The sequence below is a fragment of the Arhodomonas sp. KWT2 genome, from assembly GCF_041949875.1.
Classification (GTDB): domain Bacteria; phylum Pseudomonadota; class Gammaproteobacteria; order Nitrococcales; family Nitrococcaceae; genus Arhodomonas; species Arhodomonas aquaeolei.
Window position 1 is genome coordinate 31070 of the sequence record NZ_JBHFPQ010000035.1, and the last position, 26228, is coordinate 57297.

26 protein-coding genes are annotated in these 26228 nt (G+C 69.6%); 19 read left to right on the forward strand and 7 right to left on the reverse strand.

Annotated elements, in window-relative coordinates; genetic code table 11:
• The first annotated feature begins 1 nt into the window (after position 1).
• From ACEZHJ_RS05435 to ACEZHJ_RS05445, 3 genes are read left to right on the forward strand one after another with little or no spacing between them, the layout of a single operon-like run.
• Positions 2 to 646, forward strand: coding sequence for a DUF4194 domain-containing protein (locus ACEZHJ_RS05435; protein WP_375036315.1), 645 nt, complete (start codon positions 2 to 4; stop codon positions 644 to 646).
• Positions 646 to 4041, forward strand: coding sequence for an ATP-binding protein (locus ACEZHJ_RS05440; protein WP_375036316.1), 3396 nt, complete (start codon positions 646 to 648; stop codon positions 4039 to 4041). Before ACEZHJ_RS05435 ends, ACEZHJ_RS05440 begins: the two co-directional genes overlap by 1 nt.
• Positions 4038 to 5276 carry a DUF3322 domain-containing protein gene (locus ACEZHJ_RS05445; RefSeq protein ID WP_163141089.1) on the forward strand — a complete coding sequence of 413 codons (1239 nt, stop codon included), beginning with the start codon at positions 4038 to 4040 and terminating at the stop codon, positions 5274 to 5276. Before ACEZHJ_RS05440 ends, ACEZHJ_RS05445 begins: the two co-directional genes overlap by 4 nt.
• Before the next feature lie 15 nt (positions 5277 to 5291).
• Here the strand turns inward: ACEZHJ_RS05445 and xerC are convergent, their stop codons facing one another.
• The 6 genes from xerC to ACEZHJ_RS05475 form a co-directional block, all read right to left on the reverse strand.
• Positions 5292 to 6206 carry a tyrosine recombinase XerC gene (gene xerC, locus ACEZHJ_RS05450; protein ID WP_018718010.1) on the reverse strand — a complete coding sequence of 305 codons (915 nt, stop codon included), beginning with the start codon at positions 6204 to 6206 and terminating at the stop codon, positions 5292 to 5294.
• The gene (locus tag ACEZHJ_RS05455) at positions 6199 to 6903 is read right to left on the reverse strand and encodes a DUF484 family protein (RefSeq protein WP_018718011.1); all 705 of its coding nucleotides are present in this window, start codon (positions 6901 to 6903) and stop codon (positions 6199 to 6201) included. The genes xerC and ACEZHJ_RS05455 overlap by 8 nt, the downstream gene beginning before the upstream one ends.
• A complete protein-coding gene (gene dapF, locus ACEZHJ_RS05460) occupies positions 6900 to 7757 on the reverse strand; it encodes a diaminopimelate epimerase (protein WP_163141086.1) in 858 nt (285 codons plus the stop codon). Before dapF ends, ACEZHJ_RS05455 begins: the two co-directional genes overlap by 4 nt.
• An 11-nt stretch (positions 7758 to 7768) precedes the next feature.
• On the reverse strand, positions 7769 to 7951 hold the full coding sequence (locus tag ACEZHJ_RS05465; RefSeq protein WP_018718013.1) for a hypothetical protein: 183 nt from the start codon (positions 7949 to 7951) through the stop codon (positions 7769 to 7771).
• 103 nt (positions 7952 to 8054) lie between these two features.
• A complete protein-coding gene (lysA, locus tag ACEZHJ_RS05470; RefSeq protein WP_018718014.1) occupies positions 8055 to 9305 on the reverse strand; it encodes a diaminopimelate decarboxylase in 1251 nt (416 codons plus the stop codon).
• Positions 9306 to 9314: 9 nt separating this feature from the next.
• Entirely contained in the window at positions 9315 to 9458 is a 144-nt protein-coding gene (locus tag ACEZHJ_RS05475; RefSeq protein ID WP_018718015.1) for a lipoprotein, read from the reverse strand.
• A gap of 131 nt (positions 9459 to 9589) precedes the next feature.
• Here ACEZHJ_RS05475 and ACEZHJ_RS05480 point away from each other — a divergent pair, with 131 nt between their 5' ends.
• The 16 genes from ACEZHJ_RS05480 to urtE all read left to right on the forward strand — a co-directional run bounded on the left by ACEZHJ_RS05480 (position 9590) and on the right by urtE (position 25422).
• Complete coding sequence (locus ACEZHJ_RS05480) at positions 9590 to 10261, forward strand: alpha/beta hydrolase (RefSeq protein ID WP_375036317.1); 672 nt, start codon at positions 9590 to 9592, stop codon at positions 10259 to 10261.
• A gap of 880 nt (positions 10262 to 11141) precedes the next feature.
• Complete coding sequence (locus ACEZHJ_RS05485) at positions 11142 to 11606, forward strand: plastocyanin/azurin family copper-binding protein (RefSeq protein WP_259202347.1); 465 nt, start codon at positions 11142 to 11144, stop codon at positions 11604 to 11606.
• Positions 11607 to 11852: 246 nt separating this feature from the next.
• Positions 11853 to 13952: a copper-translocating P-type ATPase gene (locus ACEZHJ_RS05490; protein ID WP_018718025.1), complete on the forward strand. Its 2100-nt coding sequence runs from the start codon at positions 11853 to 11855 to the stop codon at positions 13950 to 13952.
• Between the two features lie 54 nt (positions 13953 to 14006).
• Complete coding sequence (locus ACEZHJ_RS05495; protein WP_026321054.1) at positions 14007 to 14942, forward strand: cation diffusion facilitator family transporter; 936 nt, start codon at positions 14007 to 14009, stop codon at positions 14940 to 14942.
• Positions 14939 to 15877: a DMT family transporter gene (locus ACEZHJ_RS05500; RefSeq protein ID WP_018718027.1), complete on the forward strand. Its 939-nt coding sequence runs from the start codon at positions 14939 to 14941 to the stop codon at positions 15875 to 15877. Before ACEZHJ_RS05495 ends, ACEZHJ_RS05500 begins: the two co-directional genes overlap by 4 nt.
• A gap of 21 nt (positions 15878 to 15898) precedes the next feature.
• Positions 15899 to 16162 (forward strand): SHOCT domain-containing protein, encoded by a 264-nt coding sequence (locus ACEZHJ_RS05505; RefSeq protein WP_205599814.1) that lies wholly within the window; start codon positions 15899 to 15901, stop codon positions 16160 to 16162.
• 94 nt (positions 16163 to 16256) lie between these two features.
• Complete coding sequence (locus ACEZHJ_RS05510) at positions 16257 to 16595, forward strand: hypothetical protein (RefSeq protein WP_018718029.1); 339 nt, start codon at positions 16257 to 16259, stop codon at positions 16593 to 16595.
• An 88-nt stretch (positions 16596 to 16683) separates the two neighbouring features.
• The gene (locus ACEZHJ_RS05515; RefSeq protein WP_018718030.1) at positions 16684 to 16959 is read left to right on the forward strand and encodes a DUF2933 domain-containing protein; all 276 of its coding nucleotides are present in this window, start codon (positions 16684 to 16686) and stop codon (positions 16957 to 16959) included.
• On the forward strand, positions 16949 to 17986 hold the full coding sequence (locus ACEZHJ_RS05520) for a YncE family protein (protein ID WP_026321055.1): 1038 nt from the start codon (positions 16949 to 16951) through the stop codon (positions 17984 to 17986). Before ACEZHJ_RS05515 ends, ACEZHJ_RS05520 begins: the two co-directional genes overlap by 11 nt.
• Positions 17983 to 18510: a DsbE family thiol:disulfide interchange protein gene (locus tag ACEZHJ_RS05525; RefSeq protein ID WP_018718032.1), complete on the forward strand. Its 528-nt coding sequence runs from the start codon at positions 17983 to 17985 to the stop codon at positions 18508 to 18510. Before ACEZHJ_RS05520 ends, ACEZHJ_RS05525 begins: the two co-directional genes overlap by 4 nt.
• A 103-nt stretch (positions 18511 to 18613) precedes the next feature.
• On the forward strand, positions 18614 to 19351 hold the full coding sequence (locus ACEZHJ_RS05530) for a cytochrome c biogenesis CcdA family protein (protein ID WP_018718033.1): 738 nt from the start codon (positions 18614 to 18616) through the stop codon (positions 19349 to 19351).
• A gap of 281 nt (positions 19352 to 19632) precedes the next feature.
• On the forward strand, positions 19633 to 20925 hold the full coding sequence (gene urtA / locus ACEZHJ_RS05535; protein ID WP_026321056.1) for an urea ABC transporter substrate-binding protein: 1293 nt from the start codon (positions 19633 to 19635) through the stop codon (positions 20923 to 20925).
• Positions 20926 to 20980: 55 nt separating this feature from the next.
• Positions 20981 to 22567 carry an urea ABC transporter permease subunit UrtB gene (urtB, locus tag ACEZHJ_RS05540; protein WP_240466247.1) on the forward strand — a complete coding sequence of 529 codons (1587 nt, stop codon included), beginning with the start codon at positions 20981 to 20983 and terminating at the stop codon, positions 22565 to 22567.
• Between the two features lie 6 nt (positions 22568 to 22573).
• A complete protein-coding gene (urtC, locus tag ACEZHJ_RS05545) occupies positions 22574 to 23701 on the forward strand; it encodes an urea ABC transporter permease subunit UrtC (RefSeq protein ID WP_018718036.1) in 1128 nt (375 codons plus the stop codon).
• Positions 23698 to 24525, forward strand: coding sequence for an urea ABC transporter ATP-binding protein UrtD (urtD, locus tag ACEZHJ_RS05550; protein ID WP_163140236.1), 828 nt, complete (start codon positions 23698 to 23700; stop codon positions 24523 to 24525). Before urtC ends, urtD begins: the two co-directional genes overlap by 4 nt.
• Positions 24526 to 24732: 207 nt before the next feature.
• The gene (urtE, locus tag ACEZHJ_RS05555; protein ID WP_018718038.1) at positions 24733 to 25422 is read left to right on the forward strand and encodes an urea ABC transporter ATP-binding subunit UrtE; all 690 of its coding nucleotides are present in this window, start codon (positions 24733 to 24735) and stop codon (positions 25420 to 25422) included.
• A gap of 15 nt (positions 25423 to 25437) precedes the next feature.
• Here urtE and ACEZHJ_RS05560 read toward each other — a convergent pair whose 3' ends face one another.
• On the reverse strand, positions 25438 to 26199 hold the full coding sequence (locus ACEZHJ_RS05560) for an SDR family oxidoreductase (protein ID WP_163139535.1): 762 nt from the start codon (positions 26197 to 26199) through the stop codon (positions 25438 to 25440).
• Positions 26200 to 26228: the final 29 nt, after the last annotated feature.

Here is a 26228-nt window from a genome sequence, read left to right on the forward strand (position 1 = left end):
CATGACGGACAACGATTACGAGACCGCGCCCACCGCCCTCGACGGCGACGCCGGCGACCGCCTGTCCCAGGTGCTGGTGGCCCTGTTCCGCGGCGTGCTCCATCGAGACAGCGCGCCGCAGCTCTGGCAGGGGCTGCTGAACCTGCAGGCCCGTGTGCGGGACTATGTCGCCGTGCTGGGCCTGGAGCTGATCCTGGACGAGGCCGAGGGCTACGCCTTTCTGCGCCAGCGCCCCCGGGACCCGGACGCCGGCGACGAGCTGCCGCGGCTGGTGGCGCGGCGCCAGCTCAGCTACCCGGTGAGCCTGCTGCTGGCCCTGCTGCGCAAGAAGCTGGCCGAGCACGACGCCACCGGCGGCGACACTCGGTTGGTGCTCTCCCGCGAGCAGATCGTCGAGCAGATACGGGTGTTCCTCCCGGAGACCGCCAACGAGGCCAGGCTGCTGGATCGCATGGACAGTCACATCAAAAAGGCCGTGGAGCTGGGTATGCTGCGGCGCATGCGCGGCCAGGAGGAGCGCTTCGAGGTCCGCCGTATCCTCAAAGCCTTCGTCGACGCCCAGTGGCTTGGCGAGCTGGACGAACGGCTGCGCGCCTACCGGGCCTACATCGGGGGCACTGGCAGCGACGCCGCCGCGGAGGGATGATGGAGCTGCAGCCGCTGGATTTCACCGCCTCCGAGGCCCGCGCCGGATTTCGCCTGCAGGCCACGGAGGTCTACAACTGGGGCACCTTCCACGACCGCGTCTGGCGCATCGAGCCCGGCGGCGACAACGCCCTGCTCACCGGCGATATCGGCTCCGGCAAATCCACCCTGGTGGACGCCGTCACCACGCTGCTGGTGCCGGCCCAGCGCATCACTTACAACAAGGCCGCCGGTGCCGAGGCCCGGGAGCGCTCGTTGCGCTCGTACGTGCTGGGCTATTACAAGTCCGAGCGCGACGAGGCCGGCGCGGCGGCCAAGCCCGTAGCCCTGCGCGATCACAACAGCTACTCGGTGATCCTGGCCCGCTTTCGCAACGAAGGCTTCGACCACGACGTCACCCTGGCCCAGGTGTTCTGGGTCAAGGACCAGGGCCAGCCCCAGCGCTTCTACGTTGTGGCCGACGCGGCGCTGTCCGTCGCCGGCGATTTCGCCGACTTCGGCGCCGACATCAACGCCCTGAAGAAACGCCTGCGCGACGCGCCGCGGGTGGAGGTCCACGACACCTTTCCGCCCTACGGCGCGGCCTTCCGTCGGCGCTTCGGCATTAACGGCGAGCAGGCCCTGGAGCTGTTCAGTCAGACCGTGTCCATGAAGTCGGTGGGTAATCTCACCGAGTTCGTGCGCAGCCACATGCTGGAAGCCGCCCCGGTCGAGGAGAAGATCGAGGCGTTGATCGGCCACTTCGACGACCTCAATCGGGCCCACGATGCGGTGGTCAACGCCCGCCGCCAGATCGAGGCCCTGGAACCGCTGGTGGCCGATGCTGACCGCCACGCCGAGCTGAACAGCCAGGTGGAGCGTTGGCGGGCCTGCCGCGAGGCCCTGGAGCCCTGGTTTGCCGGGCTCAAGGCGGACCTGCTGGAGCAGCGCCTTGAGCGGCTGGGCGCCGATCTGGCCCGGACCGGCAGCCGCATTGAGCGACTGGACGAGCGCCGTCGGGGTCAGGGGGAGGAGCGCGACGAGCTGCGTCAGGCCATCGCCGAGCAGGGTGGCGACCGCCTGGAGCGCCTGGCCCGGGAGATCGAGGAGCGCCGCCGCGAGGAGCAGGCCCGGCGCGGGCGGGCGGAGCAGTATAACCGGCTGGCTCGATCCCTGGAGTTGCCCGAGGCGGCCGACGCAGACACCTTCCTGGACAACCAGCGGCGCCTGGCCGCCGAGCGCGCGCGCACCGAGGCGCGTGCCGGCGAGCTGCAGAACCAGCGCACCGAGGCCGAGGTGGCCTTCCGCGAGTTGCGCGAGCAGCACGAGGCCATCGACACCGAGCTCACCTCCCTACGTCAACGCCGCTCCAACCTGCCGGCGGCCAGCCTGGCCCTGCGCCAGCGTCTGTGCGAGGAGCTGGACCTTGAGCCTGAGGCCCTGCCCTTCGCCGGCGAGCTGATCCAGGTCCGCGACGACGAGCGCGACTGGGAGGGCGCCGCCGAGCGGCTGCTGCACAACTTCGGGTTGTCCCTGCTGGTGCCGGACACGTACTACCCGGTGGTGGCCGAGTGGGTGGAGCGCACCCACCTGCGTGGCCGGCTGGTTTACTATCGGGTGCGCCAGCCCCGCGAGACCCGGTCGGCGGACCTGCACCCGGACTCCCTGGTGCGCAAGCTGGCCATCCGCCCGGATTCGGCGTTCTATCCCTGGCTGGAGAAGGAGCTGGCCCGGCGCTTCGACTACGCCTGCTGCGCCGACCTGGCCCGCTTCCGCCGCGAGCCCAAGGCCGTCACTCGCGCCGGACAGATCAAGACCGGCGGCGAGCGCCACGAGAAGGACGACCGCCACCGCATCGACGACCGCTCCCGTTTCATCCTGGGCTGGTCCAACGAGGCCAAGATCGCCGCCCTGGAAAAGCAGGCCGCCGACCTGCAGCAGCGCATGGCCGAGTCCGGCGATGAGATCGCCACCCTGCAGAAGCACGCCGGCGAGCTCCAGCAGCGGGCCACGGCCCTGGGCCAGCTGGAGATGTTCGCCGACTTTCGCGAGCTGGACTGGCGCGCCGTCACCAGCGAGATCGCCCGGCTGGAGGAGGAGAAACGCCATATCGAACAGGCCTCGGACCAGCTCCGCGCCCTGCAGGGCCAGCTGGAAGCGCTGGAGCAGGCCCGTGCGGAGACCGACGCCGAGCGGGAGAAGGCCCGGGACGAGCGCGCCAAGCTGGAGGAGCGCCGGGAGTGGGCTACCGAGGCCCTGGGGGCTGCCTGGGCGGTGCACCAGGCCGCTACCGACGCGCAGCGCGAGCAGGCCTTCCCGGCCCTACGGGACCTGCGCCCGGAGGCCCTCGGCGAGCAGCAGCTCACCGTGGAGTCCTGCGACAATCGCCAGTCCGACATGCGCCGCTGGCTGCAGGAGCGGATTGACCGGGAGGAGAAACAGCTCAAGCGCCTGGCCGAACGGGTGGTCAACGCCATGAGCGATTTCTGCCACAGCTGGCCCCTGGAGACCCGGGAGATGGACGCGAACCTGGCCGCCGCCGGCGAGTATGCGGCCATGCTGGCGACCCTCAGGGACGATGACCTGCCGCGCTTCGAGCAGCGCTTCAAGGCGCTGCTCAACGAGAACACCATTCGAGAGGTGGCCAGCTTCCAGGCCCATCTCAACCGCCAGCGCCAGGGCATCCGCGAGCGCATCGACATCATCAACCGCTCCCTGCACGGCATCGACTTCAACCAGGGACGCTACATCGAGCTGCTGGCCGAGCCCGCCGTCGACGTGGAGATCCGGGACTTCCAGCGTGACCTGCGCAGCTGTACCGAGGGCACCATCGGCGCCGATGACGACGCTGCTTACTCCGAGGCCAAGTTCCTGCAGGTGCGCGGGATCATCGAGCGGCTGCGCGGCCGGGAGGGCACCGCCGAGGCGGACCGGCGCTGGCGGCGCAAGGTCACCGATGTGCGCAACTGGTTTACTTTCTCCGCCGAGGAGAAATGGCGCGAGGACGACAGTGCCTACGAGCACTACACCGACTCCGGCGGCAAGTCCGGCGGCCAGAAGGAGAAGCTGGCCTATACGGTGCTGGCCGCCAGCCTGGCCTACCAGTTCGGCCTGGAGGCCGGCGCCCGGCGCTCGCGGACATTCCGTTTCGTGGTCATCGACGAGGCCTTCGGCCGCGGCTCGGACGAGTCCGCCCGCTTCGGCCTGGAGCTGTTCCGGCGGCTTAACCTGCAGCTGCTCATCGTCACGCCGCTGCAGAAGATCCACATCATCGAGCCCTTCGTGGCCAGCGTGGGCTTCGTCCATTCGCCGGACGGCGCCCGCTCGATGGTGCGCAACCTCACCATCGAGGAATACCACGCCGAAAAGGCCGCCCGCACCGGCACGGGCCAGGCCGACGCCGCCCAGTCGCTGTGAGCCCAAAGACCGCCTGGACCGACCCCGAGGACCTGCGCCGTCAGCTGGAAAAACGCTGGCGGCGCGGCGAGCTGCTGGCCGCCCGGGTCCACCGCGAATCCCCCTTCCCCTTGCGCCTGCGTCTTCGCACCCCCACCGGCGGCGAGGTGGCCGAGCACTTCGAGGCCGTCCGCGACTGGGCCCGAAACCTACGTGAGCACAGCCGCGAGGTCCGCGGCCACGGCTACCGGCTGGACTGGCAGCCGGTGCGCAACCGCGTCCACGGCACCAACCGGCTGCCCACCGCCGCCTGGGTGGCCGACGCCGACGATGCCCTGGCCCTGCTGGGCCGCAAGCAGGACGCCCGGCGCTTCGACGCGCTGGTGGAAACCACCCGGGCGCGCCAGCCGGCGTTGCTGGAATGGCTGGCCCGCCGGCCGCTCACCGCCCTGGAGCACGCCGAGGAATGGCCCCGGTTGCTGGCGGTGGTGGACTACCTCCAGGCCCATCCCCGCCCGGGGCTGTACCTGCGCCAGCTGGACATCCCCGGCGTGGACACCAAGTTCATCGGCAACCGCCGCCGCCTGCTGGCCGAGCTGCTGGATCTGGCGTTGCCCGAATCCGCCGTGGACACTCGGCACACCGGGGCCCGCGGTTTCGAGGCGCGTTACGGCCTGCGCCAGCGCCCGCTGCGGCTGCGCTTCCGTGTGCTGGACCCGGCCCTGGCCATCCGCGGCCTCACCGACCTGGCCGTGCCGGTGGCGGAGCTCGCCGCCCTGGATCCGGACCAGGCCGAGCCGCCGGTGCGCACGGTGTTCATCACCGAGAACGAGATCAACGGCCTGGCCTTCCCCGACCACGCCGCCGGCCTGGTCATCTTCGGCCTGGGCTACGCGCTGGATCAGCTCGGCGCCATCCCCTGGCTGCACCGGGTGGCCGTCCATTACTGGGGCGATATCGATACCCACGGCTTCGCCATCCTCGAGCGCCTGCGCAGCCACCTGCCCCATACCCGCTCCCTGCTCATGGACCGGGAGACCCTTGATGCCCACCAGGCCCTGTGGGTCAGCGAGGCCGCCGAGCAGCGCTTCACCGGCGAGCTCCACAGGCTCACCGGGGCCGAGCAGGCCCTGTTCCGCGACCTCCGTGACAATGCCCTGGGAGCGAACCTGCGTCTGGAACAGGAACGAATCGGGTTCGGCTGGCTGGAGCGATACCTGTGCGAGCTTCCCTCAATGGCTGCGCCCCGGCGATGACCGTCGCCGCAGCGGTCAGTCTCGCTTGCGCCGGGCCCGCGGGTGGGTGCGGTCGTAGACCTCGGCGAGGTGCTGGAAGTCCAGGTGGGTGTAGACCTGGGTGGTCGCGAGGCTGGCGTGGCCGAGCAGCTCCTGGACGGCGCGGAGGTCGCCGCTGGACTCCAGCAGGTGGGTGGCGAAGGCGTGCCGGAGCATGTGCGGGTGCACCGGGCGGCCGAGGCCGCGCTCGTCGGCGAGGGCGCGCAGGCGCTGCTGGATGGAGCGGTGGGCGAGCCGCCGGCCGCGGCGACTGACGAACAGTGCCGGCTCGGTGGCCGGGGCCAGGCCCTCGCGTACGGTGAGCCACGCCTGCAGGGCCGCGCGGGCGGTGCGTCCGACCGGGACGATGCGGGTGCGCGCGCCCTTGCCGACGACGCGGAGGGTCTCCGGGTCGTGGGTGACGTCGGCGGCGTCCAGTGCCGCGACCTCGGCGAGGCGCAGGCCGCTGGAGTAGACCAGCTCGAACAGGGCACGGTCGCGCAGCGCCAGGGTGTCATCGTCGGCGGGGCCGTCGAGCAGCCGGGCGGCCTCGTCCACCGCCAGGGTCTCCGGCAGGCGGCGCCCGCTCTTCGGTGCGGTCACGTCGGCGGCGGGGTTGGCCGTCGCGATGCCCTCGCGCATGAGGTAGGCGAAGAAGGTGCGCAGGGCCGAAAGCGCCCGTGCCAGGGACCGTCCGCCGAGCCCGCGGCGGTGGCCGGCGGCGACGAAGGCGCGCACCTCGGCGCTGGTGACCCGCGACCAGTGCGTGGTGCCGGCGTCGCGGCAGTAGTGGGCAAAGGCCTCGAGGTCGCGGCGGTAGTGGTGACAGGTGGCAGCGGAGAGGCCGCGCTCGTCGCGGAGATGGGCGCCGAAGGCGGCGACGCCGGCGTCGAGGTCGTCGACGTCAGCCATCGTGGTCCGTGGCGTCGCGGCGGAGCTGGCGGGCCACGACCTCGCCGAGGCGCTGCAGGAAGACGGTGCCGAGCTCTCCGTGATAGCGCTCCGGGTCGCGGCTGCCGATGGCCACGATCCCCTGCACCGGGCCGTCGTCCAGCGGGATTACCGCCGCGGAGCGCAGCCCCTCGGCCCCCTCGCCGAAGGCCGCCTGCATCTGGTCGCCGCTCAGGCGGCCGACCACCGGCTGGTGGCCGAGGAAGAGCTCGCGCAACCGCCGTGCCAGGCTGTCCTCGCGGCCTGTGTGGCGGGCGTGGACGTGGCCGAGGGCGTTGCCGATCAGCGTGACCTCGACGCGGTCGGCGCGGAAGTCGCTCTGCAGCACGCCCTGCAGGGCGTTGACCGCCGCCTCGCCGCTGCCGGCGTCGAGCAGCTCCAGGGTCAGGCGGTGGAGCTGCCCGGAGAGGCGGTCGTTGTCCCGGGCGATGCGCAGGAGCTGGTCCAGGCGCCGGCGCAGGCGGCGTTCGTCGTCGCGGAGCACACGGACCTGGTACTCCAGCAGCGAGATCGCGGGGGCCACGTCATGGGGGATGTGCAGGGTGACGAGCAGGCCCTTGTGACGGGTGAAGAAGCCGGGGTGGTCGGCCAGGTAGCCCGCGATCCGGGCCTCCTCCGCCTCGTCCACGGCCGGCTCGTTTTCGGCGTACTCGTTCATGGTGCCGGGTCTTCCGTTGCCGGGGGCGCGGGCATGACGCCGTCGAAGACGTGACGCGCCGGTCCGGTCATGATCACCGGTGCGTCACCGCCCGCCCAGTCTATCACCAGTGTACCGCCGCGCAGTGCCACCTCGACGTGCGCGTCGAGCAGGCCGCGGAGCCGGCCCGCCACCACCGCGGCGCAGGCGCCGGTGCCGCAGGCCAGGGTCTCGCCGGCGCCGCGTTCGTAGACGCGCACGCGGGCGTGGCCACCGTCGACGACCTGGAGGAAACCGGCGTTGACCCGGTTGGGGAAGTCGGAATGGCGCTCGATGGTGGGGCCGAGCTCGGTGACCGGTGCGCGGTCGACGTCCTCGACGAGCAGCACGGCATGGGGGTTGCCCATGGATACCGCGCTGATCTCGAGCTCGGCGCCGTCGACGAGCAGCGGATACGCCACCGCGCGTTCCTCGGTGCGGAACGGGATGGCGTCGGGCTCGAGCTCCGGCGGGCCCATGTCCACGGAGACGTCGTCATCGCGCAGGGTGACCGTGATCAGCCGGCCCGCGGTTTCGATGCGCAGGGTCCCGGTGCCGGCGAGGCCGCGTTGCTGGAGAAACCGGGCGAGGCAGCGGATGCCGTTGCCGCAGTGCTCCACCTCGCCGCCGTCGGCGTTGAAGATGCGGTAGCGGAAGTCCGCGTCGTCGCGGGTCGGGGGTTCGGCGAGCAGCACCTGGTCGCAGCCCACGCCCAGGCGCCGGTGGGCGATCGCCCGGACCTGCGGGGCGGTGAGCTCGACGGGCTCGGCGGTGGCGTCGATGACGACGAAATCGTTGCCGAGGCCCTCCATCTTGGCGAAGTGCAGTGCCTGCATGAGGATGTCCGTCACAGCATGAAAAACAGTATCAGGGCGATCAGGCCGAGCCCCGCGACGAGCGCGCGCGGCGTGACCTGCCGGCCGTACGGCCGCCCGGCGAACCGGTTCAGGCTCTGCCAGAACTGCCAGAGGAAGAAGACGAGTACGGGTATCAGCGCTACCAGCGCCACCGGCAGGTTGTCGCCAGACACCGTCGTGGTGATCCTCTTGTCTCGCGCGGGGGCTTGATCATCCCCTCGGGCCGAGGATATGGCCCGGCGCGCGAGGTGACAAGCGCACACGCCGGGCGGTGGTTCAGTCCGGTCCGGGGAGATGCTCGCCGTGCCAGAGATCGGCGTAGCGCTCGCGCTCGCGCACGACTGTGACCCGGCCACCGTCGACCAGCAGCTCCGGCGGCCGGGGCCGGGCGTTGTAGTTGGAGGCCATGACGAAGCCGTAGGCCCCCGCGGAGTGCACCGCGAGGACGTCGCCGGCGGCGAGCGCCAGCTCGCGCTCGCCGCCGAGAGTATCCGCGCTCTCGCACACCGGGCCGACGATGTCGTAGGCGGCGGCCGGGCGGTCGCTGCGCGGTTGCACCGCCTCGATGGCCTGCCAGGCTTGGTAGAGCGCCGGGCGCAGCAGGTCGTTCATGCCGGCGTCCACCACCGCGAAGTCGCGCCCGCCGTTGTGCTTGAGATATTCCACCCGGGTGAGCATGACGCCGGCGTTGCCGACGATGGCCCGCCCCGGCTCGATGAGCAGGCGCTGGGTGCGGTCTGCCAGGCGCTCGAGCAGTGCGGCGGCGTAGTCGTCCGGCGCCGGCGGCGCCTCGTCGCGGTAGCGGATGCCGACGCCGCCGCCGAGGTCCAGGTGCTCCAGCTCGATGCCGTCGGCGGCGAGGCTGTCCACCAGCACCAGCAGGCGGTCGAGGGCGTCCGCGACGGGGGTCACGGAGGTGAGCTGTGAGCCGATGTGGCAGTCGGCGCCGGTGATCCGGATGCCGGGCATGGTCGCGGCCTCGCGGTAGAGCGCGGCGGCCTCGTCGATGCCCACGCCGAACTTGTTCTCCTTGAGCCCGGTGGAGATGTACGGGTGTGTCTGCGGGTCGACGTCCGGGTTCACGCGGATGGAGACTGGTGCCTGCCGGTCCGCTGCCCGGGCGACGCGGTCCAGGCGTTGGAGCTCGGCCGCGGACTCCACGTTGAACGCCAGGATGCCCGCCTCAAGGGCGCGGCGCATCTCCGCCTCGCTCTTGCCCACGCCGGAGAACACCACCTTCGCCGGATCGCCGCCGGCGGCGAGCACGCGCTCCAGCTCGCCGCCGGAGACGATGTCGAAGCCGGAGCCGAGACGGGCGAGGAGGTTGAGCACGGCGAGGTTGCCGTTCGCCTTGACCGCGTAGCAGACCAGGTGGTCATGGCCGGCGAAGGCCGCGTCGAAGGCGCGCCATGCCGACTCGATGGCGGCGCGGGAGTAGACGTACGCGGGGGTGCCGTGCTCGTCGGCGATGGCCTGCAGGGGGACGTCCTCGGCCCACCACTGGCCGTCGCGAAGCTCGAAGCCCATGGATGCTCCTCAGTCGTTTGCGGTGTTGGCTGGCTGGCCGTCCGCGGGGGTGTCCGCCGGCGGCGGCAGGTAGAGATCCCCCTTGCGCCCGCATCCGGCCAGGGCCGTGAGGGCGGCGAGGGCGACGGCAATGGCGGCGGCTCGAAGCGTCATGGGACCTCCTGGGAAAACACGGCATTATAGCGATGATGCCCGGCGCTGTTGACGGGCGCCACCCGTCGCCGCACGTGAGAACGCGGTGTTCCTAGTAGAATGCCCGCGGCAAACGTATGCGGAGGATCGAGATGAGCGAGGAACTGCTGGAGACGGTCGAGACCGGTGCCCGCGAGGACGCGGATGCCGCCGTGATCTGGCTGCACGGGCTGGGGGCCGATGGCCATGACTTCGAGCCCGTCGTCCCGGAGCTGGGGCTGCCCCGTGACGCACGGGTGCGGTTCGTCTTCCCCCACGCACCGGTGCGCCCGGTCACGCTGAATGCCGGCATGTCCATGCGTGCCTGGTACGACCTCTACGGCCTCGACGAGTCCATGCACGAGGACGCCGATGGCCTGGAGCGCAGCCGCGCGGCGGTCACCGCGCTGATCGAGCGGGAGTCCGGGCGCGGTGTCCCCGCGGAGCGGCTGGTGCTCGCGGGCTTCTCCCAGGGCGGCGCCGTGGCCCTGCACACCGCGCTCAACCATCCGCAGCGGCTTGCCGGCATCATGGGCCTGTCCACCTACCTGCCCCTGCGCGAGCGCCTCGCGGAGGCGCCGGCGGCCAACGCGGACACCCCGGTGTTCATGGCCCACGGCCGTCAGGACCCGGTCCTGCCCTTCGAGTTCGGGCGGCGCTCCGCCGAGCGCCTGGAACAGGCGGGCTACACCGTGGAGTGGCACGACTATCCCATGCAGCACGCCGTGTGCATGGAGGAAATCCACGCCATCGGCGCCTGGCTGCGGCGGGTGTTGGGTCTTTGACCGTCGCCCTCTCCGGGATAGCGCCGGCCCATTGCGGGCCGGTTCGGGTATGGCAGAATGGATACTTCTGACATGCCTACCGGTATCGCGATGATCAGTCGGCAGGACGCAAGGTCCACAACGGGCGGCCCGATAAGGAGCCCCTCTCTCCGGACGGGGCTGCGAGCTGCCGTGGTCGTGGTGCTGGTCATGGCAGTACAGGCGGCCGCCCTGTGCGCGCCGCTGCATGGCAATGCGCGTCCCGGTAGTGGCGGTCAGGTCCATAGCGGCCTTATCGGCGATCATGGCGATCACCACGCCACGTGCGCGCCCGGGGCGATGGATGTCACCGGGGTCCTCACGGCCTCCGACCGGGACCCGGATGTGTTGCCGGCGGCCGCGGGCCCTCGGCCCGTCACCGGTTCCTGGACGATAGCGGGTCCGGCGCATCGTCCCGCTGCGCCTCGACTCCACTCCCCCGGCCTCTATCTGACTACCCGCCGAATCAGACTCTGACTGCCTCGGGATAGCCCCCTGTAGGAGCCGGATGCATTTCCGGTTCCCCGGTGAGCGCCGGCAGGGCGTTCCGGGCATGAGCGCACCCGGTTTCTCCGGCCGGTAGCCGGCCGGTTTCCAGGTGTGTACCGGCGCCGCATCGGCGCGGGTTCCGGATTCCGTCCCGGCCAGCCGGGATGCCCGGGGGCTTACAGGCCGGTGATCCACCGGCTGCATTCCTGTTCGCTGCACTTGAAGGCCGCCGTCGTGGAAGGGCAGCCCCTGATGTGGGCGTGTCCGTCCGCGGCCGGGAACGGCCTCGTCGCCGAGCAGGCGAATACCAGGCATGAGGAGACCGAGAATGACGCGTACGTCAACGATCATTTCCGTCGCGGCGGCGTTTGCCGTGGCGCTGGCAGTCAATGTCGCCATCGCCGGTCCGGGGCATGGCGATCAGCACGGCTCCGGCTTCGCCGGCGGCCGGCCCGGCGACCCCGCGGAGGTTGACCGCACGGTCCGGATCACCGCCGGGGATACGTATTTCGATCGCCAGAGTATCGAGATCAGGGCGGGTGAGACGGTTCGCTTCGTCGTGACCAATAAGGGAGAGCTTGAACACGATTTCACCCTGGGGACGCCGAAGGTCCAGAAAGCCCATCGGGCCGAGATGGCCAGGCGCATGAGCGATGGCGGGGCTGAGGGTCACGCCGACCCGAATGCCGTGATGATCGACCCCGGAGAGACCGCGTCCGTCATATGGACGTTCGAGAGAACGGAGCGGTTTCTGTTCGCGTGCAACGTCCCGGGCCACTTCGAGGCCGGTATGCAGGGTGAGATCGACATCCGGCCCGTGCCGTCCGCGGGCGCCTGAGATAGGGGAGCAGGCGGCTTCCGCGCGCGTCGGGGCGTCCCGGCGCGCCTGAGACGAGCGAAAGTTGCGGAGCCGTTTCCTGCCGGCGTATTCTAAGCATATCCCACCCCACCCGGGGTGGGATTACGTATGGGTCTGGAGGGAGCCATGCACGGGAGTCGAGATAGCGTGAATCCGGGCACGGCAGGGACCCGGGATTCCGGCCAGGAGGCCGGGGCATCGGGAGGCGTCCGTTACACCTGCCCCATGCACCCCGAGGTCGTCTCGGATGCCCCGGGTGAGTGCCCGAAGTGCGGCATGGCGCTGGAGCCCCAGCAGGTCAGCGCGGCGCCTGCAGAGAACCCGGAGCTGAAGGACATGACCCGGCGTTTCTGGGTGAGCCTGGTGCTGGCGCTGCCGGTGCTGGCACTCGCGATGGGCGGCATGGTGCCCGGGGTGGATATGCAGGCGCTGGTACCCCACGCCGTGCGCAACTGGCTGGAGTTCGCCCTGGCGACGCCGGTGGTGTTGTGGGGCGGCTGGCCGTTCTTCGTCCGGGGCTGGCGTTCCATCGTGAATCGCAGCCTGAACATGTTCACCCTCATCGCCCTGGGGGTGGGGGTAGCCTACGTCTACAGTGTCGTCGCCGCCATTGCACCGGGGCTCTTTCCGGCATCGTTCCGGGGCGTCGGCGGGCGCGTCGACGTCTATTTCGAGGCGGCTGCCATGATCGTCACGCTGGTGCTGATCGGCCAGGTGATGGAGCTGCGTGCCCGCAGCCAGACCAACGCCGCGATCCAGTCGCTGCTCGGGCTCGCGCCCAAGACCGCACGCCGGATCGACGACGATGGCAGCGAGGCGGACGTCCCTCTCGAATCGGTGCAGATCGGTGACCGCCTGCGGGTTCGTCCCGGGGAGAAGGTTCCCGTAGATGGCTCGGTGATTGAAGGCGGCAGCTCCGTGGACGAGTCGATGATCACCGGCGAGCCCATGCCGGTGGCGAAGGCGTCGGGGGACCGCGTGATAGGCGCCACGGTCAACGGCCGGGGGTCGCTGATCATCGAGGCCGAGCGCGTCGGCAGTGACACGCTGCTCTCCCGGATCGTGGAGATGGTGGCCGAGGCGAGCCGCAGCCGGGCGCCGATCCAGAACCTCGTGGACGTGGTGGCAGCCTATTTCGTCCCCGCCGTCGTGGCCGCTGCCGTGATCACCTTCGCCATCTGGGCGCTGGTCGGGCCCGAGCCCGCCATGGCCTATGCGCTGATCAACGCGGTGGCGGTGCTGATCATCGCCTGCCCGTGTGCCCTGGGCCTTGCGACTCCGATGTCCATCATGGTGGCGAGTGGCAAGGGGGCCACCGCCGGCGTGCTGTTCCGGGACGCCGAGGCGATCCAGACGCTGCGCCGGGTGGATACCCTCGTCGTCGACAAGACGGGGACGCTGACGGAGGGGCGCCCGCGGCTCCAGGAGGTATCCGTTGCGGACGGGTTCGGCGAGGACGACGTGCTGTGTCTCGCGGCCACCCTGGAGCGGGGCAGCGAGCATCCGCTGGCCGCTGCCATCGTGGACGGTGCCGGCGAGCGGGGCGTCGAGCTCAAGCGCTACAGCGACTTCGAGTCCATTACCGGCAAGGGGGTGCGCGGTGCCATAGACGGACGCCGGGTCGCCCTGGGGAACCGGGCGCTGATGGACGCTCTGGGCATCGATGCGCAGGCACTGACTGAGCGTGCGGAGTCCCTGCGGGCCGAGGGCCGGACGGCCATGTTCGTTGCTGTCGACGACCGGGTCGCCGGACTCATCGCCGTCGCGGACCCGGTCAAGGCAGGGACGCCGGAGGCGGTTCGCGCGCTCCACGACGAGGGCGTGAGTATCACCATGCTTACCGGCGACAGCCGGACGACCGCGGAGGCGGTGGCCCGGGAGCTCGGTATCGACGAGGTGATCGCGGAGGTGCTGCCGGAGCAGAAGGCGGAACAGGTCCAGGCGCTGCAGTCGCAGGGGCGTTTCGTCGCCATGGCCGGTGACGGCATCAACGATGCCCCGGCCCTGGCCCGCGCCCAGGTCGGTATCGCCATGGGTACCGGCACCGACGTGGCCATGGAGAGCGCCGGCGTGACCCTCGTGAAGGGCGACCTGCGCGGTATCGTGCGTGCCCGCCGGCTCAGCCGGGCGACCATGCGCAATATCAAGCAGAACCTGTTCTTCGCGTTCGTCTACAACAGCCTCGGTGTGCCCGTTGCCGCCGGTGTGCTGTACCCGGTATTCGGCGTGCTGCTCTCGCCCATCATCGCCGCGGCGGCCATGTCGCTCAGCTCGGTATCGGTGGTGGGGAACTCGCTGCGCCTGAGGCGGCTGTCCATCGAATGATCGCTCGACGGCGGTGCGGTTTCTCCGGGGCGTTTCGCAGGGAGGATGGTAACGATGACTGACGGACACGGCGGCCACGGACACGCCGGGCATATGCCTTCCAGTGGGCCGGCCATGGTGGTGTCGGCCTGGCTGACCGGGATCTACTTCTTCATCGAGATGGGCATCGGCCTGTGGACCGGCTCAATCGCGGTGATTTCCGACGCCTTCCACACCTTTTCGGCGGTCGGGGGCGTCCTCGTCGCGATAGTGGCGGCCAGGATTGCCCGCCGTCCTGCCGATGCCGATCGCAGTTTCGGCTGGTATCGCGCGGAGATCATCGGTGCGCTCGTCAACGGGGGGTTTCTCGTGGGCATGGCACTGGTGGTGATCGTGATGGCGGCCATGCGAATGCTGGATCCGATCGAGTTGCCCACCGGCCCGATGCTCCTGGCGGCGGCCGGTGGCCTGGCCACGGAGCTCATCTCGCTGGGCATGATGTGGCGTCACAGCCGCAGTGATCTCAATGTCCGGGGGGCGCTGTGGCATATCGTCCAGACCTTCGTCGGGAGCCTGCTGATCATCGTCACCGCGGTGGTGATCCGCTTCACCGGTTTCCTGCTCATCGATCCGCTGCTCGGTATGGCGTTCGGCTTCGTACTGCTATGGGCGAGCTGGGGAATCCTCCGCGACTCCGCGCACGTGCTGATGGAGGGGACGCCCCCAGAGGTTGCCCTCGATGACGTGAGCCGGGCACTGAACGGGGTGGATGGGGTCGAGGACGTGCATCACGTCCATGCGTGGGAATTGACCAGTGGGCGCCGCGTGTTCTCAGGGCATCTGCGCGTCGCTGAAGGCGTCGATACCCAGTCGGTCCTGAGGCGGGCCCACCATATGCTCCGCCACGATTACGGGTTCTTCTTCGTAACGCTTCAGGTCGAGCGGGGCTGCCTGGATGAGTCCGGTGCGGAGACGATCGACGTGACCCGCACCCCGGAGCCTGGCGCATGAATCCGCGAGCCATCGGGCTGCTGACGCTGATCACGCTTGGCGAGGCCACGATCGGCGTGTTCGTCAAGCTCACCGGTGGCGCGATACCGGTACAGACGCTGACGTTCTACGCGATGGGGTTCGCGGCCGTGTTCCTGGTCCTGGCCCGGGCGGCAGTGGAGCGGCGCTGGCCGCGGTTTCCCCGCGGCAATGTCCGGGATACGGCGGTTATCGGTGTCCTGATCGCCGCCCAGGGTGCTGCATTCAATTTCGCCATGTCGCTCGTGCCCATCGCCAATGCGGTGATCTTCTGGAGCATCGCGCCGTTTTTCGTCTTCATCTTTTCCGCCCTGTTTCTCCGTGAGCCGGCACGGCGTAGCTACATCCTCATATTCGCCGTCGCGCTTGCTGGCGTGGTGATGGCGAGGCCCTTCAGCGGCGGGTATGCGCTTGGCAATGCCGTGGCGCTGTCGACCGGCGCGATCTACGCGGCGATGGTCACCTACCTGCGCCACGAGGGGAAAACCGAAACCGGCAGTGACATCGCGTGGTCCATGCTCGTGGCCGCACTGGTGCTTTCACCGTCGCTGTTTGTCGCCGGCCCCGGCGAGGTGACCGCGTCAACGACATTCGGCTCAGGTGGTCTGGAGGTCCCCGTATTGCTCTGGGCTGCCGGGCTGGGCGTTGTCTCGACGGGTGTTCCCTACTTCGGGATAGCGATCGTGCTCAAGTCGATCAGTGCGAATGTCTATGCGCTGGTGGACATCATTGTCTCACCGGTGGTCGCTTCGTTTCTGGGGTTCCTGGTTTTTTCCGAGGTGCCGGGCGAGGGGATGGTCTACGGCGGCGCCCTGCTGCTGGGCGCGGGTTTCTGGTTGACCCGGGAGATGTCCCGGGATTCGGGTAACAGGGCGGTGCATCCCTGCCAGTGCACTGCCCCGTCCGTTAGCGGTTGATGGCAGCACAAGGAGGCCAAGATGATGTGGGACGGCATGGGGTGGCACATGAACGCCTCGGGCTGGGAATGGTTTCTTCCCGGCGCGATTCATATGGTGCTTTTCTGGGGGGTTCTCATCGCGGCAGCGGTGCTGTTGGTGAAGGCGCTCTCCGACGTGACAGCGGGCAGGCGGCGCGGCAGCCCGGTCGCGCACACGATCCTCGCCGAACGTTACGCCAAGGGCGAGATCGACGAGGAGGAGTATCAGCGGCGGCTATCGCATCTGAAACGATCCATCCATTAACGGCAGACAGGTCATTCTACCGCCATATCATGACGAGCCTGACGCTACATCGTGAACGGGGCCACGGCCACGCATGTGTGACGGGGGATCGCGCATGAATCCCGCAGTCTGGCGACGGCTGCTGCTGATGCTGATCATCTGCGGCATTGCCCTGCCCGTCCTCGCCGATCGTGGCGCCGGCGTCACGTTGCGAGTGGGTGATGACGAGGTGCGGGTCTATGCCGTGACGGCCGAAGCGCGGCTTCCTGCGCCGGGACTCGGCTCGTCCGGCATCGAACTCACCGATGCCGATCTGCACTGTGCCCAGACCCACGGTATGGTGCGCGCCAGCCTCGTTTCACTCGATCCCTGTGCGCCGTCCGTCGCCGTCGTGACGGCGAAAGGCGCGGCGCCGGGCTATGCGGTGCCGCCTTTCCGCCCGCCCCGGACCTGACGTTCTTCATCCCTGATTGCCTTGTTCCCCCGCGCCACGGTGTATCCCGGGCCCGGGGGTGAGAATCCGGACTTCAAGGAGAACGTCCATGTCGATCGACGACCGATCCGTGCCCGCACGGCCGCATCGCCGTCCGGGCGAAGCCACACGTAGCGTCTCCGGGGCGCGGTCCAAATACATGCTGCCGTTACTGGCGCTGGGAACCGTTGTCGCGGTATTCGGCGTCTCGCAGACGGGAGCGTCCCTGGGGATGCTCTTCTACCTGGTGCTGCTCGCCTGTCCGCTCATGCACCTGTTCATGCATCGGGGGCGCCACTCGGGCGCATCCGGGGACCACAAGGGAGGGGGCGAGAATGAGGGCTAGGCTGTTTTCGCTGCTATTCGCCGGGTTCGTCGCTGCCGCCTCCGCCGAGGTCTCGGCGGGACAGGCCTATCTCCCAATGGGACAGGCGCGGGGTATCGCGGTGGTCGATACACAGCGCGATGCCGTGGTCGGCCATCTGCCGGGGGTACCCTCCGGGCACGGCCTGGCCCTGAGTCCGGACGGTGGGCTGCTGGTGGCGGCGAGCCTGGCCGCCGGGGCCACCATGGAGGCCGGGGAACCGGAGCACGCGGCCCATCACGGCGGAAAGGCCGCTGCGCGTGAATCCGGCGGCGGTGGTGTCGTCACCCTGATCCGGGCCGCTACCGGGGCGGTGGTGGCGCGGATCGCGATCCCCGGGCCGAGCCATCACGTGGCAATCACGCCGGACGGGCGTTATGCCGTGGCGACGCTGATGCGTGACGGTGGCGTCGCGGTCATCGACCTGCGTGAACGACGCCTCGCCAGGGTGGTTCCCACCGGGGTCGCGCCTAACTATGCCGTGCCGGCCGCGGACAGCCGGACCGTGTACGTGAGCAATTCGGGCAGCGCGACGGTGAGCGTCGTCGACGTGGTCACGGGCCGCGTTCGCGACAGCGTGACCGTCGACGCCGGCCCCGAGCACATGGTGCTGTCCGGGGACGGGGAACGGCTGTACGTGAACGCCGCAGGTGCCGGGGCCGTTACGGTGGTGGCCCTCCCGGAGGGCCGGGTTGTGCGTAGCCTCGAGACGGGGCGTGATCCCCACGGCATCGCGCTCGGTCGCTCCGGGCGCCGGCTGTTCGTGGCCCTGACCGGCGAGGACCGGCTCCTGGCCATCGATCTGCGCGACGGTTCCCGCACCAGCCGCGTGCTGGCGCCGATGCCCTACCACCTCGCGAGGGTTCCCGGTAACGGCCGGCTCTACGTCTCCAGCCGCGGCGAATCCCGCGTCTGGGTGGTGGACGGCCGCGATCTGGGTGTATCGGCGTCGATCCAGACGTCCGCGGTCGTCCACCAGATGGCGATGTCCGCGGAGGCGGGGCAGTGAGGCGGACGATCCTCCCACTGGCCATATTTCTCGCCGCCGCGGTGCTGCTCGGCGTCGGCCTTTGGCTGGATCCCTCCCGGGTGCCGTCTCCCCTTCTGGGGAAGGCGGCCCCCGCCTTCTCGGCACCGCGTCTGTTCCGGCCGGCGGAGACGGTCACGGAGGGCGATCTGCAGGGGCAGGTCGTCGCCGTCAACGTGTTCGCGAGCTGGTGTACCGCCTGCCGGGAGGAGCACCCCTTCGTTGCCGCACTGGCGGAGCGGATCCCGGTGTATGGGCTGAACTACAAGGACACGCGCGGCGACGCCCGCGCGTGGCTCGCCCGCTACGGTAACGCCTATCGCGCGGTGGCCTTCGATCCGAAGGGGCGGGTCGGACTGGAGTGGGGTGTGTACGGGGTGCCGGAGACCTATATCCTAGACGCCGACGGCGTCATCCGGCACAAGCACATCGGTGCGATAGATGCCCGCGGCCTGAACGAGGAAATCCTGCCGCTGGTCTCGCGGCTGCTCGGGGAATCGGCATGATGGCCGTAGCGCACGCCATTGTGCCGGTGCGGACAATGCCCGGCCCCTGTCGCTGCCACGAACGCGCCATTCGGGTTCGTTATCGATCGAAGGGGAGGTAGGCGTGCCTGAAATCGCCGGTATCGGTCTGCTGACCGCGTTCGCCGCGGGCATCATCTCCTTCCTCTCGCCCTGTGTGCTGCCGCTGGTGCCCGGGTACGTCTCCTTCGTCGCCGGGCGCTCCGTGGAGGAGCTGCAGACGCTGTCGGGCTACCGCGAGCGCCTGGCGGTCGTCGGCATGAGTCTGTCGTTCGTGCTCGGGTTCGCCACGGTCTTCATGCTCCTGGGCGCGAGTGCCACCGCCATAGGCCGTGTGATGCTGGCCTACAAGGAGACGGCCAACATCGTCGGCGGCACGTTCGTGATCGTCTTCGGCCTTTTCATGAGCGGAGCGCTACGGCTGCGGTGGCTCCATGGCGACACGCGGTGGATCCACCGCCTCGAACAGGGGGGAACCCCCTGGCTGAGCTATCTCCTCGGCGTGGCCTTCGCGTTCGGGTGGACCCCGTGCATCGGCCCCGTTCTCGGCAGCATCCTGACCGTGAGTGCCTCCGGGGCGGGGAGCGGTGTCGCCTTGCTCGGCGTCTACTCGCTCGGGCTCGGTGTGCCCTTCCTCGCAACCGCGCTGTTCATCAACCGCTTTCTCGACAACCGTGCCCGCCTGCGTGCCTGGGGGCGGCCGCTGCACATCATCGGTGGCGTGGTCATGATCGTGGTCGGCGTGGCGATGGTGACCGGACAGCTCGCGCGGTTCAGCTACTGGCTCCTCGACGTTTTCCCCTGGCTCGGCCGTATCGGTTAGTGCCCCCGGTCGGCAGGCGTCCGTGACGGTGGGTACGAGGCCCGTGGGCCACCTCGCCACCCCGCCGGAAGCGCTGCACCGCCATGATGCATTGGCGCCGGTGCAGTGCACCACGCCGGGGTGCGTGTCGACCACCGGTTACGTTTCCGGGTTTGCCGGTATTCCGTGAATAACCTTTTAAGACAGTGTCTTGGGCCTATTGGCACGATCCCTGTAATGCCCCTTTCCGATGCCGCCGGGCGGCGGTGCCAAATCAAGCAACGATCGAGGAAGGGGCAGCCATGAGAACAATTCGTAAACGTCTGGCCGGAGTCGTCGCGGGCCTGGCGCTCGCCGGTTCGGTGGGCGGCGCCCACGCCGCCGAGGAGCCCATCAAGGTCGGTGTCCTCCACTCGCTGTCCGGCACCATGGCCATCAGCGAGAGCACGCTGAAGGACACCATGCTCATGCTCATCGAGGAGCAGAACGCCAAGGGCGGCGTACTCGGCCGCAAGCTGGAGCCGGTGGTGGTCGACCCCGCCTCCGACTGGCCGCTGTTCGCCGAGAAGGCCCGCCAGCTCATCACCCAGGAGGGCGTGGACGTGATCTTCGGCGCCTGGACGTCGGTGTCGCGGAAGTCCGTGCTACCGGTGGTCGAGGAGCTCAAGGTGCCGCTGTTCTATCCGGTGCAGTATGAGGGCGAGGAGTCCTCGAAGTACGTGTTCTACACCGGTGCGGCGCCGAACCAGCAGGCGATCCCGGCGGTCAACTACCTGCGCAACATGCTCGGCATCGAGCGCTTCGTGCTCGAGGGCACCGACTACGTCTATCCGCGCACGACCAACAAGATCCTCAAGCGCTACCTGATGGACCGCGGCGTGGCCGAGGAGGACATCCTGGTCAACTACACGCCGTTCGGCTTCTCCGACTGGCAGAGCGAGGTCGCGCGGATCAAGGAGTTCGGTTCCCAGGGCAAGCCCACGGCCGTGGTGTCCACCATCAACGGTGATGCCAACGTGCCCTTCTACAAGGAGCTGGCCAACCAGGGCGTGTCCGCCGCGGACATCCCGGTCATCGCCTTCTCGGTGGGCGAGCAGGAGCTCTCGGGCATCGACACCGCGCCGCTGGTCGGGCATATGTCCGCCTGGAACTACTTCCAGAGCATCGATACCCCGGCCAACGAGGCCTTCATCGAGCGCTGGCACGAGTACATCGGTGACGACTCCCGCGTGACCAACGATCCCATGGAGGCCCACTACATCGGCTTCAACATGTGGGTGAAGGCCGTGGAGAAGGCCGGTACCGCCGACCCGGAGGCCGTGGTCGACGCGATGATCGGCGTCACCGCGCCGAACCTCACCGGCGGCGTGGCGGCGATGATGCCCAACCACCACATCACCAAGCCGGTGTTCATCGGCGAGATCCAGGACAACGGCCAGTTCGCTGCCGTCTGGCAGACCCCGGGCATGGTCGCGGGTGATGCCTGGTCGGATTTCCTGCCGGAGAGCAGCAAGATCATCTCCGACTGGCGCGAGCCGCTCGCCTGCGGCAACTACGACGTCACCACCGGCGAGTGCTCCGGCCAGGAGTACTGATCGTCGCTGCGGGGCGGTGCCGCCGGCACCGCCCCCACCCCACGGAGGACGGACGATGAGCCCAATGCTGCGCACCGCGCTCGTGATCGGGCTGTCGCTGGCGCTGAGTGCCGCGGCGGTGGCCGCGGACTTCGCCACCCTGCTCCAGGGCCTGGACACCCGTAACTTCCGCGAGAAGATGACGGTGACCGAACAGATCGCCGGCTCCGGCCATCCCCGGGCGGCGGCCGTGCTCACCGCCCTGTCGGCGGGGGATCTCTACGTCGACGACGCCAGCGGCCGCGTGGTCATCCGGCATGACGACGGACCGGTGACCGACGCGGCGACCGGCGAGCCCGTGGCCTCCCACGGCGGACTCGACCGGGTGATCGCGAACATCCTCATGCGCCGCCGCATCGAGGGCGCCCTGTCGCGGCTGCGCCTCAACGCGCCTGCGCCGCAGATGCGCCTGAAGGCCGTGCGTGGGCTCTTCGGCGACCTCGACGAGAACACCGTGGCGCTGCTGCGCGAGCGCCGCGACGCCGAGGACGACCCGCGGGTGGCCGCGGCGCTCGCCGTCGGTCTCGCGCTCTACGACCTGCGCGAGGGCAGCCGCGGCGAGCGCATGGCCGCCATCGATGAGCTCGGCGGCAATCTCGCGCCGGAGGCGCGCAATGCCCTGCGCCAGGCGGCGGCGGACGGGGCGCTGCCCGGGCCGGTGCGCGAGGTGGCCGCCTCGGCACTGGCGCGCACCCAGACCTGGGTGAGCTTCTACGACCGCGTCGAGCAGATCTTCTTCGGCCTGTCCCTGGGCTCGGTGCTGCTGCTCGCCGCGGTGGGACTCGCCATCACCTTCGGCGTGATGGGCGTGATCAACATGGCCCACGGCGAGCTGATCATGCTCGGCGCCTACACCACCTTCGTGCTCCAGCAGCTCATGCCCGGCCATATCGGCCTGGCCCTGGTGCTGTCGGTGCCCGCGGCCTTCCTGGTCGCCGGGGCCTTCGGCGTGGTCATCGAGCGCGGGGTGATCCGGCACCTCTACGGCCGGCCGCTGGAGACCCTGCTCGCTACCTTCGGCATCAGCCTCATTCTCCAGCAGCTCGTGCGCACGGTGTTCTCGCCCCTCAACCGCTCGGTGAGCGCGCCGGAGTGGCTGAGCGGCTCGGTCGTGCTCAACCCGGTGCTCTCGCTCACCGTCAACCGCCTGGTGATCATCGCCTTCGCCCTGGCCGTGTTCACCCTGCTGGTGCTCGTGCTCAACCGCACCTCCCTGGGCCTGAAGGTACGGGCGGTTTCGCAGAATCGTGCCATGGCCCGGGCCGTCGGCGTGCGCAGCGACTGGGTCGATGCGGCAACCTTCGGCCTCGGTGCCGGGGTGGCGGGGATCGCCGGCGTGGCGCTGTCCCAGCTCACCAACGTCGGTCCGAACATGGGCCAGTCCTACATCATCGACTCGTTCCTGGTGGTGGTCTTCGGCGGCGCAGGCAACCTGCTGGGCACGCTGGTCGGGGCGATGACGCTGGGCGTGCTCAACAAGTTCCTGGAGCCGGCGACGGGTGCGGTGCTCGCCAAGATCCTGGTGCTGGTGTTCATCATCCTGTTCATCCAGAAGCGGCCGAAGGGACTCTTCCCCCAGCGCGGCCGCGCGGCGGAGGCCTGACCCCCTATGACCGCTGACGCCAAGTCCCTGCCCCGGCTCGGCTACCGTGGCGGGCTGCTCACCGGCGACATCGCCGGGCGGGTGCTCATCGCGCTACTCCTGGCGGCGGCCGTGGCGGTGCCCGCCGCCAACCTTCTGGCCCCCGAGGGCTCGCTGCTGCACCTGTCGAGCTACACGGTGACGCTGCTCGGCAAGTACCTGTGCTACGCCCTGCTGGCGCTCTCGGTGGACTTGATCTGGGGCTACTGCGGCATCCTCAGTCTCGGCCACGGGGCGTTTTTCGCCCTGGGCGGCTACGCCATGGGCATGTACCTGATGCGCCAGATCGGTACCCGCGGCGTCTACGGCGATCCGGTGCTGCCGGACTTCATGGTCTTCCTCAACTGGGACCGGCTGCCCTGGTACTGGTACGGCTTCGACCAGTTCCCGGTGGCGCTGGTGGCCATCGTGCTGGTGCCGGCGGTGGTGGCCTTCGTGTTCGGCTGGCTGGCGTTCCGCTCCCGGGTCACCGGCGTCTATCTCTCGATCATGAGCCAGGCGCTGACCTATGCGCTGATGCTCGCGTTCTTCCGCAACGAGATGGGCTTCGGCGGCAACAACGGCCTTACCGACTTCAAGGACATCCTCGGTTTCGATATCCAGGCGGACACCACCCGGGCGGCACTGTTCGCCGCCTCCGCACTGGCGCTCGCCGGCGGCTACGCGATATGCCGGTTCATCGTCTCGAGCAAGCTCGGGCGGGTGGTGACCGCGGTGCGCGACGCCGAGGCACGGGTGCGCACCGTCGGTTACCGGGTGGACCACTACAAGGTCTGGCTGTTCACGGTCTCGGCGATGCTCGCGGGCGTCGCCGGGGCGCTGTACGTGCCCCAGGTGGGGATCATCAATCCGGGCGAGTTCTCGCCGCTGAACTCCATCGAGATCGTGGTCTGGGTGGCGGTTGGCGGGCGCGGCACCCTCATCGGTGCCGTGGTCGGTGCGCTGGCGGTGAACTACGGCAAGACGGTGTTCACCGGGGTCTGGCCGGAGGGCTGGCTGTTCGCCCTCGGGGCGCTGTTCGTGGTGGTCACGGTGTTCCTGCCCCGGGGCATCGTGGGGCTGCTGCGCCGCCGGCGCGGCGAGGAGGCGGCATGACGGTACTCGCGGAGGTCCTGCGTCGGGACCGGGTGTTCGACTTCGTCCTGCCCGAGCCGGACTTCGCCGGCGGGCTGGACACCCGCCACGGCCCGATCCTTTACGTCGAGGACGTGACCGTGGCCTTCGATGGCTTCCGCGCCCTCGACCGGCTCAGCCTGTACGTCGACGACGGCGAGCTGCGCTGCATCATCGGGCCGAACGGCGCCGGCAAGACCACCATGATGGACGTGCTCACCGGGCGCACGCGCCCGGACAGCGGCAGCGTGTGGTTCGGCAGCCGTATCGACCTGCGTCGGGCCTCGGAGACGGCCATCGCCCGCGGCGGTATAGGCCGCAAGTTCCAGACCCCGACGGTGTTCGAGCACCACAGCGTGATGGAGAACCTGGAGCTGGCGATGGCCGCGGACAAGCGCGTGTGGCCGACGCTGTTCGCGCACATGGACAGTGCCGACCGCGACCGGCTCGCCGAGGTGCTCGCGCTCATCGGCCTGGCCTCACTGGAGCGCCGGCCCGCCGGTGCGCTCTCCCACGGCCAGAAGCAGTGGCTGGAGATCGGCATGCTGCTGATGCAGAACCCGCGGGTGCTGCTCGTCGACGAGCCCGTGGCGGGCATGACCCATCAGGAGATGGAGCAGACCGGTGAGCTGCTTCAGCGCCTCGCGGGCCGGCATTCGGTGATCGTGGTCGAGCACGACATGGCCTTCGTACGCTCCATCGCCCGGCAGGTGACGGTGCTCCACCAGGGCAGCGTGCTCGCCGAGGGCACCATGGACGAGGTCCAGAACGACCCGCGGGTGGTCGAGGTGTATCTCGGTGAATAGTCGGACGCGTATCAGTCGCGGATCGTGGCGGGATGGGCCCGGCCGGGGAGGCCGATCCCGGACGCGCCATGAATCCTTCCGGGGACGCTCGGCCGCGGCCCTCCATGGCTGTAGACGGTCTGCGACCGGTCTGCCCGAGCGATCCGGCCCCCCGCGGTGGCACCGGCCGCGCCTTATCAATCAGACAGGGGAGGAGCGGACAGCCCTATGCTCTCGGTGATCGGCCTCAACCAGTACTACGGCCAGAGCCACATCCTCCGCGACATCGACCTGGAGGTCCCGGCCTGCGGCTGCACCTGCCTGATGGGGCGCAACGGCGTCGGCAAGACCACCGTGCTGAAGACCCTCATGGGCCTGGTGCCCGCCGCCTCGGGCACGATCACCCTGGAGGGCGAGTCCATCGAGCGCCGCTCCACCGAGGCCCGCGCCCGCGCGGGTATCGGCTACGTGCCCCAGGGCCGGGAGATCTTCCCGCGGCTGTCGGTGGAGGAGAACCTGCGCATCGCGCGCGCCGCCGTGGGGCGGCGGGACATCCCCGAGCGGGTGCACGAGCTCTTCCCGGTGCTCCACGAGATGCGCCACCGCCGCGGTGGCGACCTCTCCGGCGGCCAGCAGCAGCAGCTCGCCATCGGCCGGGCGCTGTGCCTGGAGCCGCGGCTGCTGATCCTCGACGAGCCCACCGAGGGCATCCAGCCCAACGTGGTGCGCGAGATCGGCGACGTCATCCGCCACCTCAACCGCGAGGGCGGGCTCACCGTGCTGCTGGTCGAGCAGAAGCTGCCCTTCGCCCGCCGCGTCGCGGACCACTTCGTGATCCTCGACCGCGGCGAGCGTGTCGCCGCCGGGGCCATGGACGAGCTCGACGACGATCTCGTGCGCGAGTACCTGACCGTCTAGCGCCCGGACCGGCGGCTACAGCCGCAGGCCGCCGTCGACCTCCAGCACCCGGCCGTTGAAGTAGTCGTTCTCCAGCACGTAGACCACCGAGTGGGCGATCTCCTCGGGCCGGGCGAGGCGGCCCAGGGGGACCTGGGCGCGAATGCGGTCCAGGGCCTTCTCGGGCATCTGGGCGACCATCGGCGTCTCCGTGAAGCCCGGGGCGATGGCCGCGGCGCGGATGCCGTGGCGCGCCAGCTCTTTGGCCCAGGTGACGGTCATCGAGGCGATCCCGGCCTTGGCCGCGGAGTAGTTCGTCTGCCCGAAGTTGCCGGCCCGGGAGATGCTCGAGATGCTGGCGATCACGCCGCCGTTGCCGAGGCCGATCATCTGCTCCGCCGCCTCGCGGGTGCAGAGGAAGACGCCGCGAAGGTCCACGTTGATCACCGTGTTCCAGTCCTCCAGGCTCATCTTCTTCTCGACCTGGCCTTCGCGGGCCTTCAGCAGCAGGCCGTCGCGGGTGATGCCAGCGTTGTTGATCAGCGCATCCAGCGCGCCGAAGTCACGGGCGATGGCGGCGAAGGTCTCCTCGACCGCGGCCTCGTCGGAGACGTCGAGGTGATAGACCCGGGTCTCCGCGCCGGCCGCCTCGCACAGCCGCGCGGTCTCGGCCAGGCCCTCGTCGTTGACGTCTGCCAGCGCCAGGCGGGCGCCGCGGTCCGCCAGCGTCTGTGCCGTCGTCCGGCCCAGGCCGCGGCCCGCGCCGGTGATCACCACCGTCCTGCCTTTGATCTCCATGGGTGAGTACTCCTGTGGCTCCGTTGGTG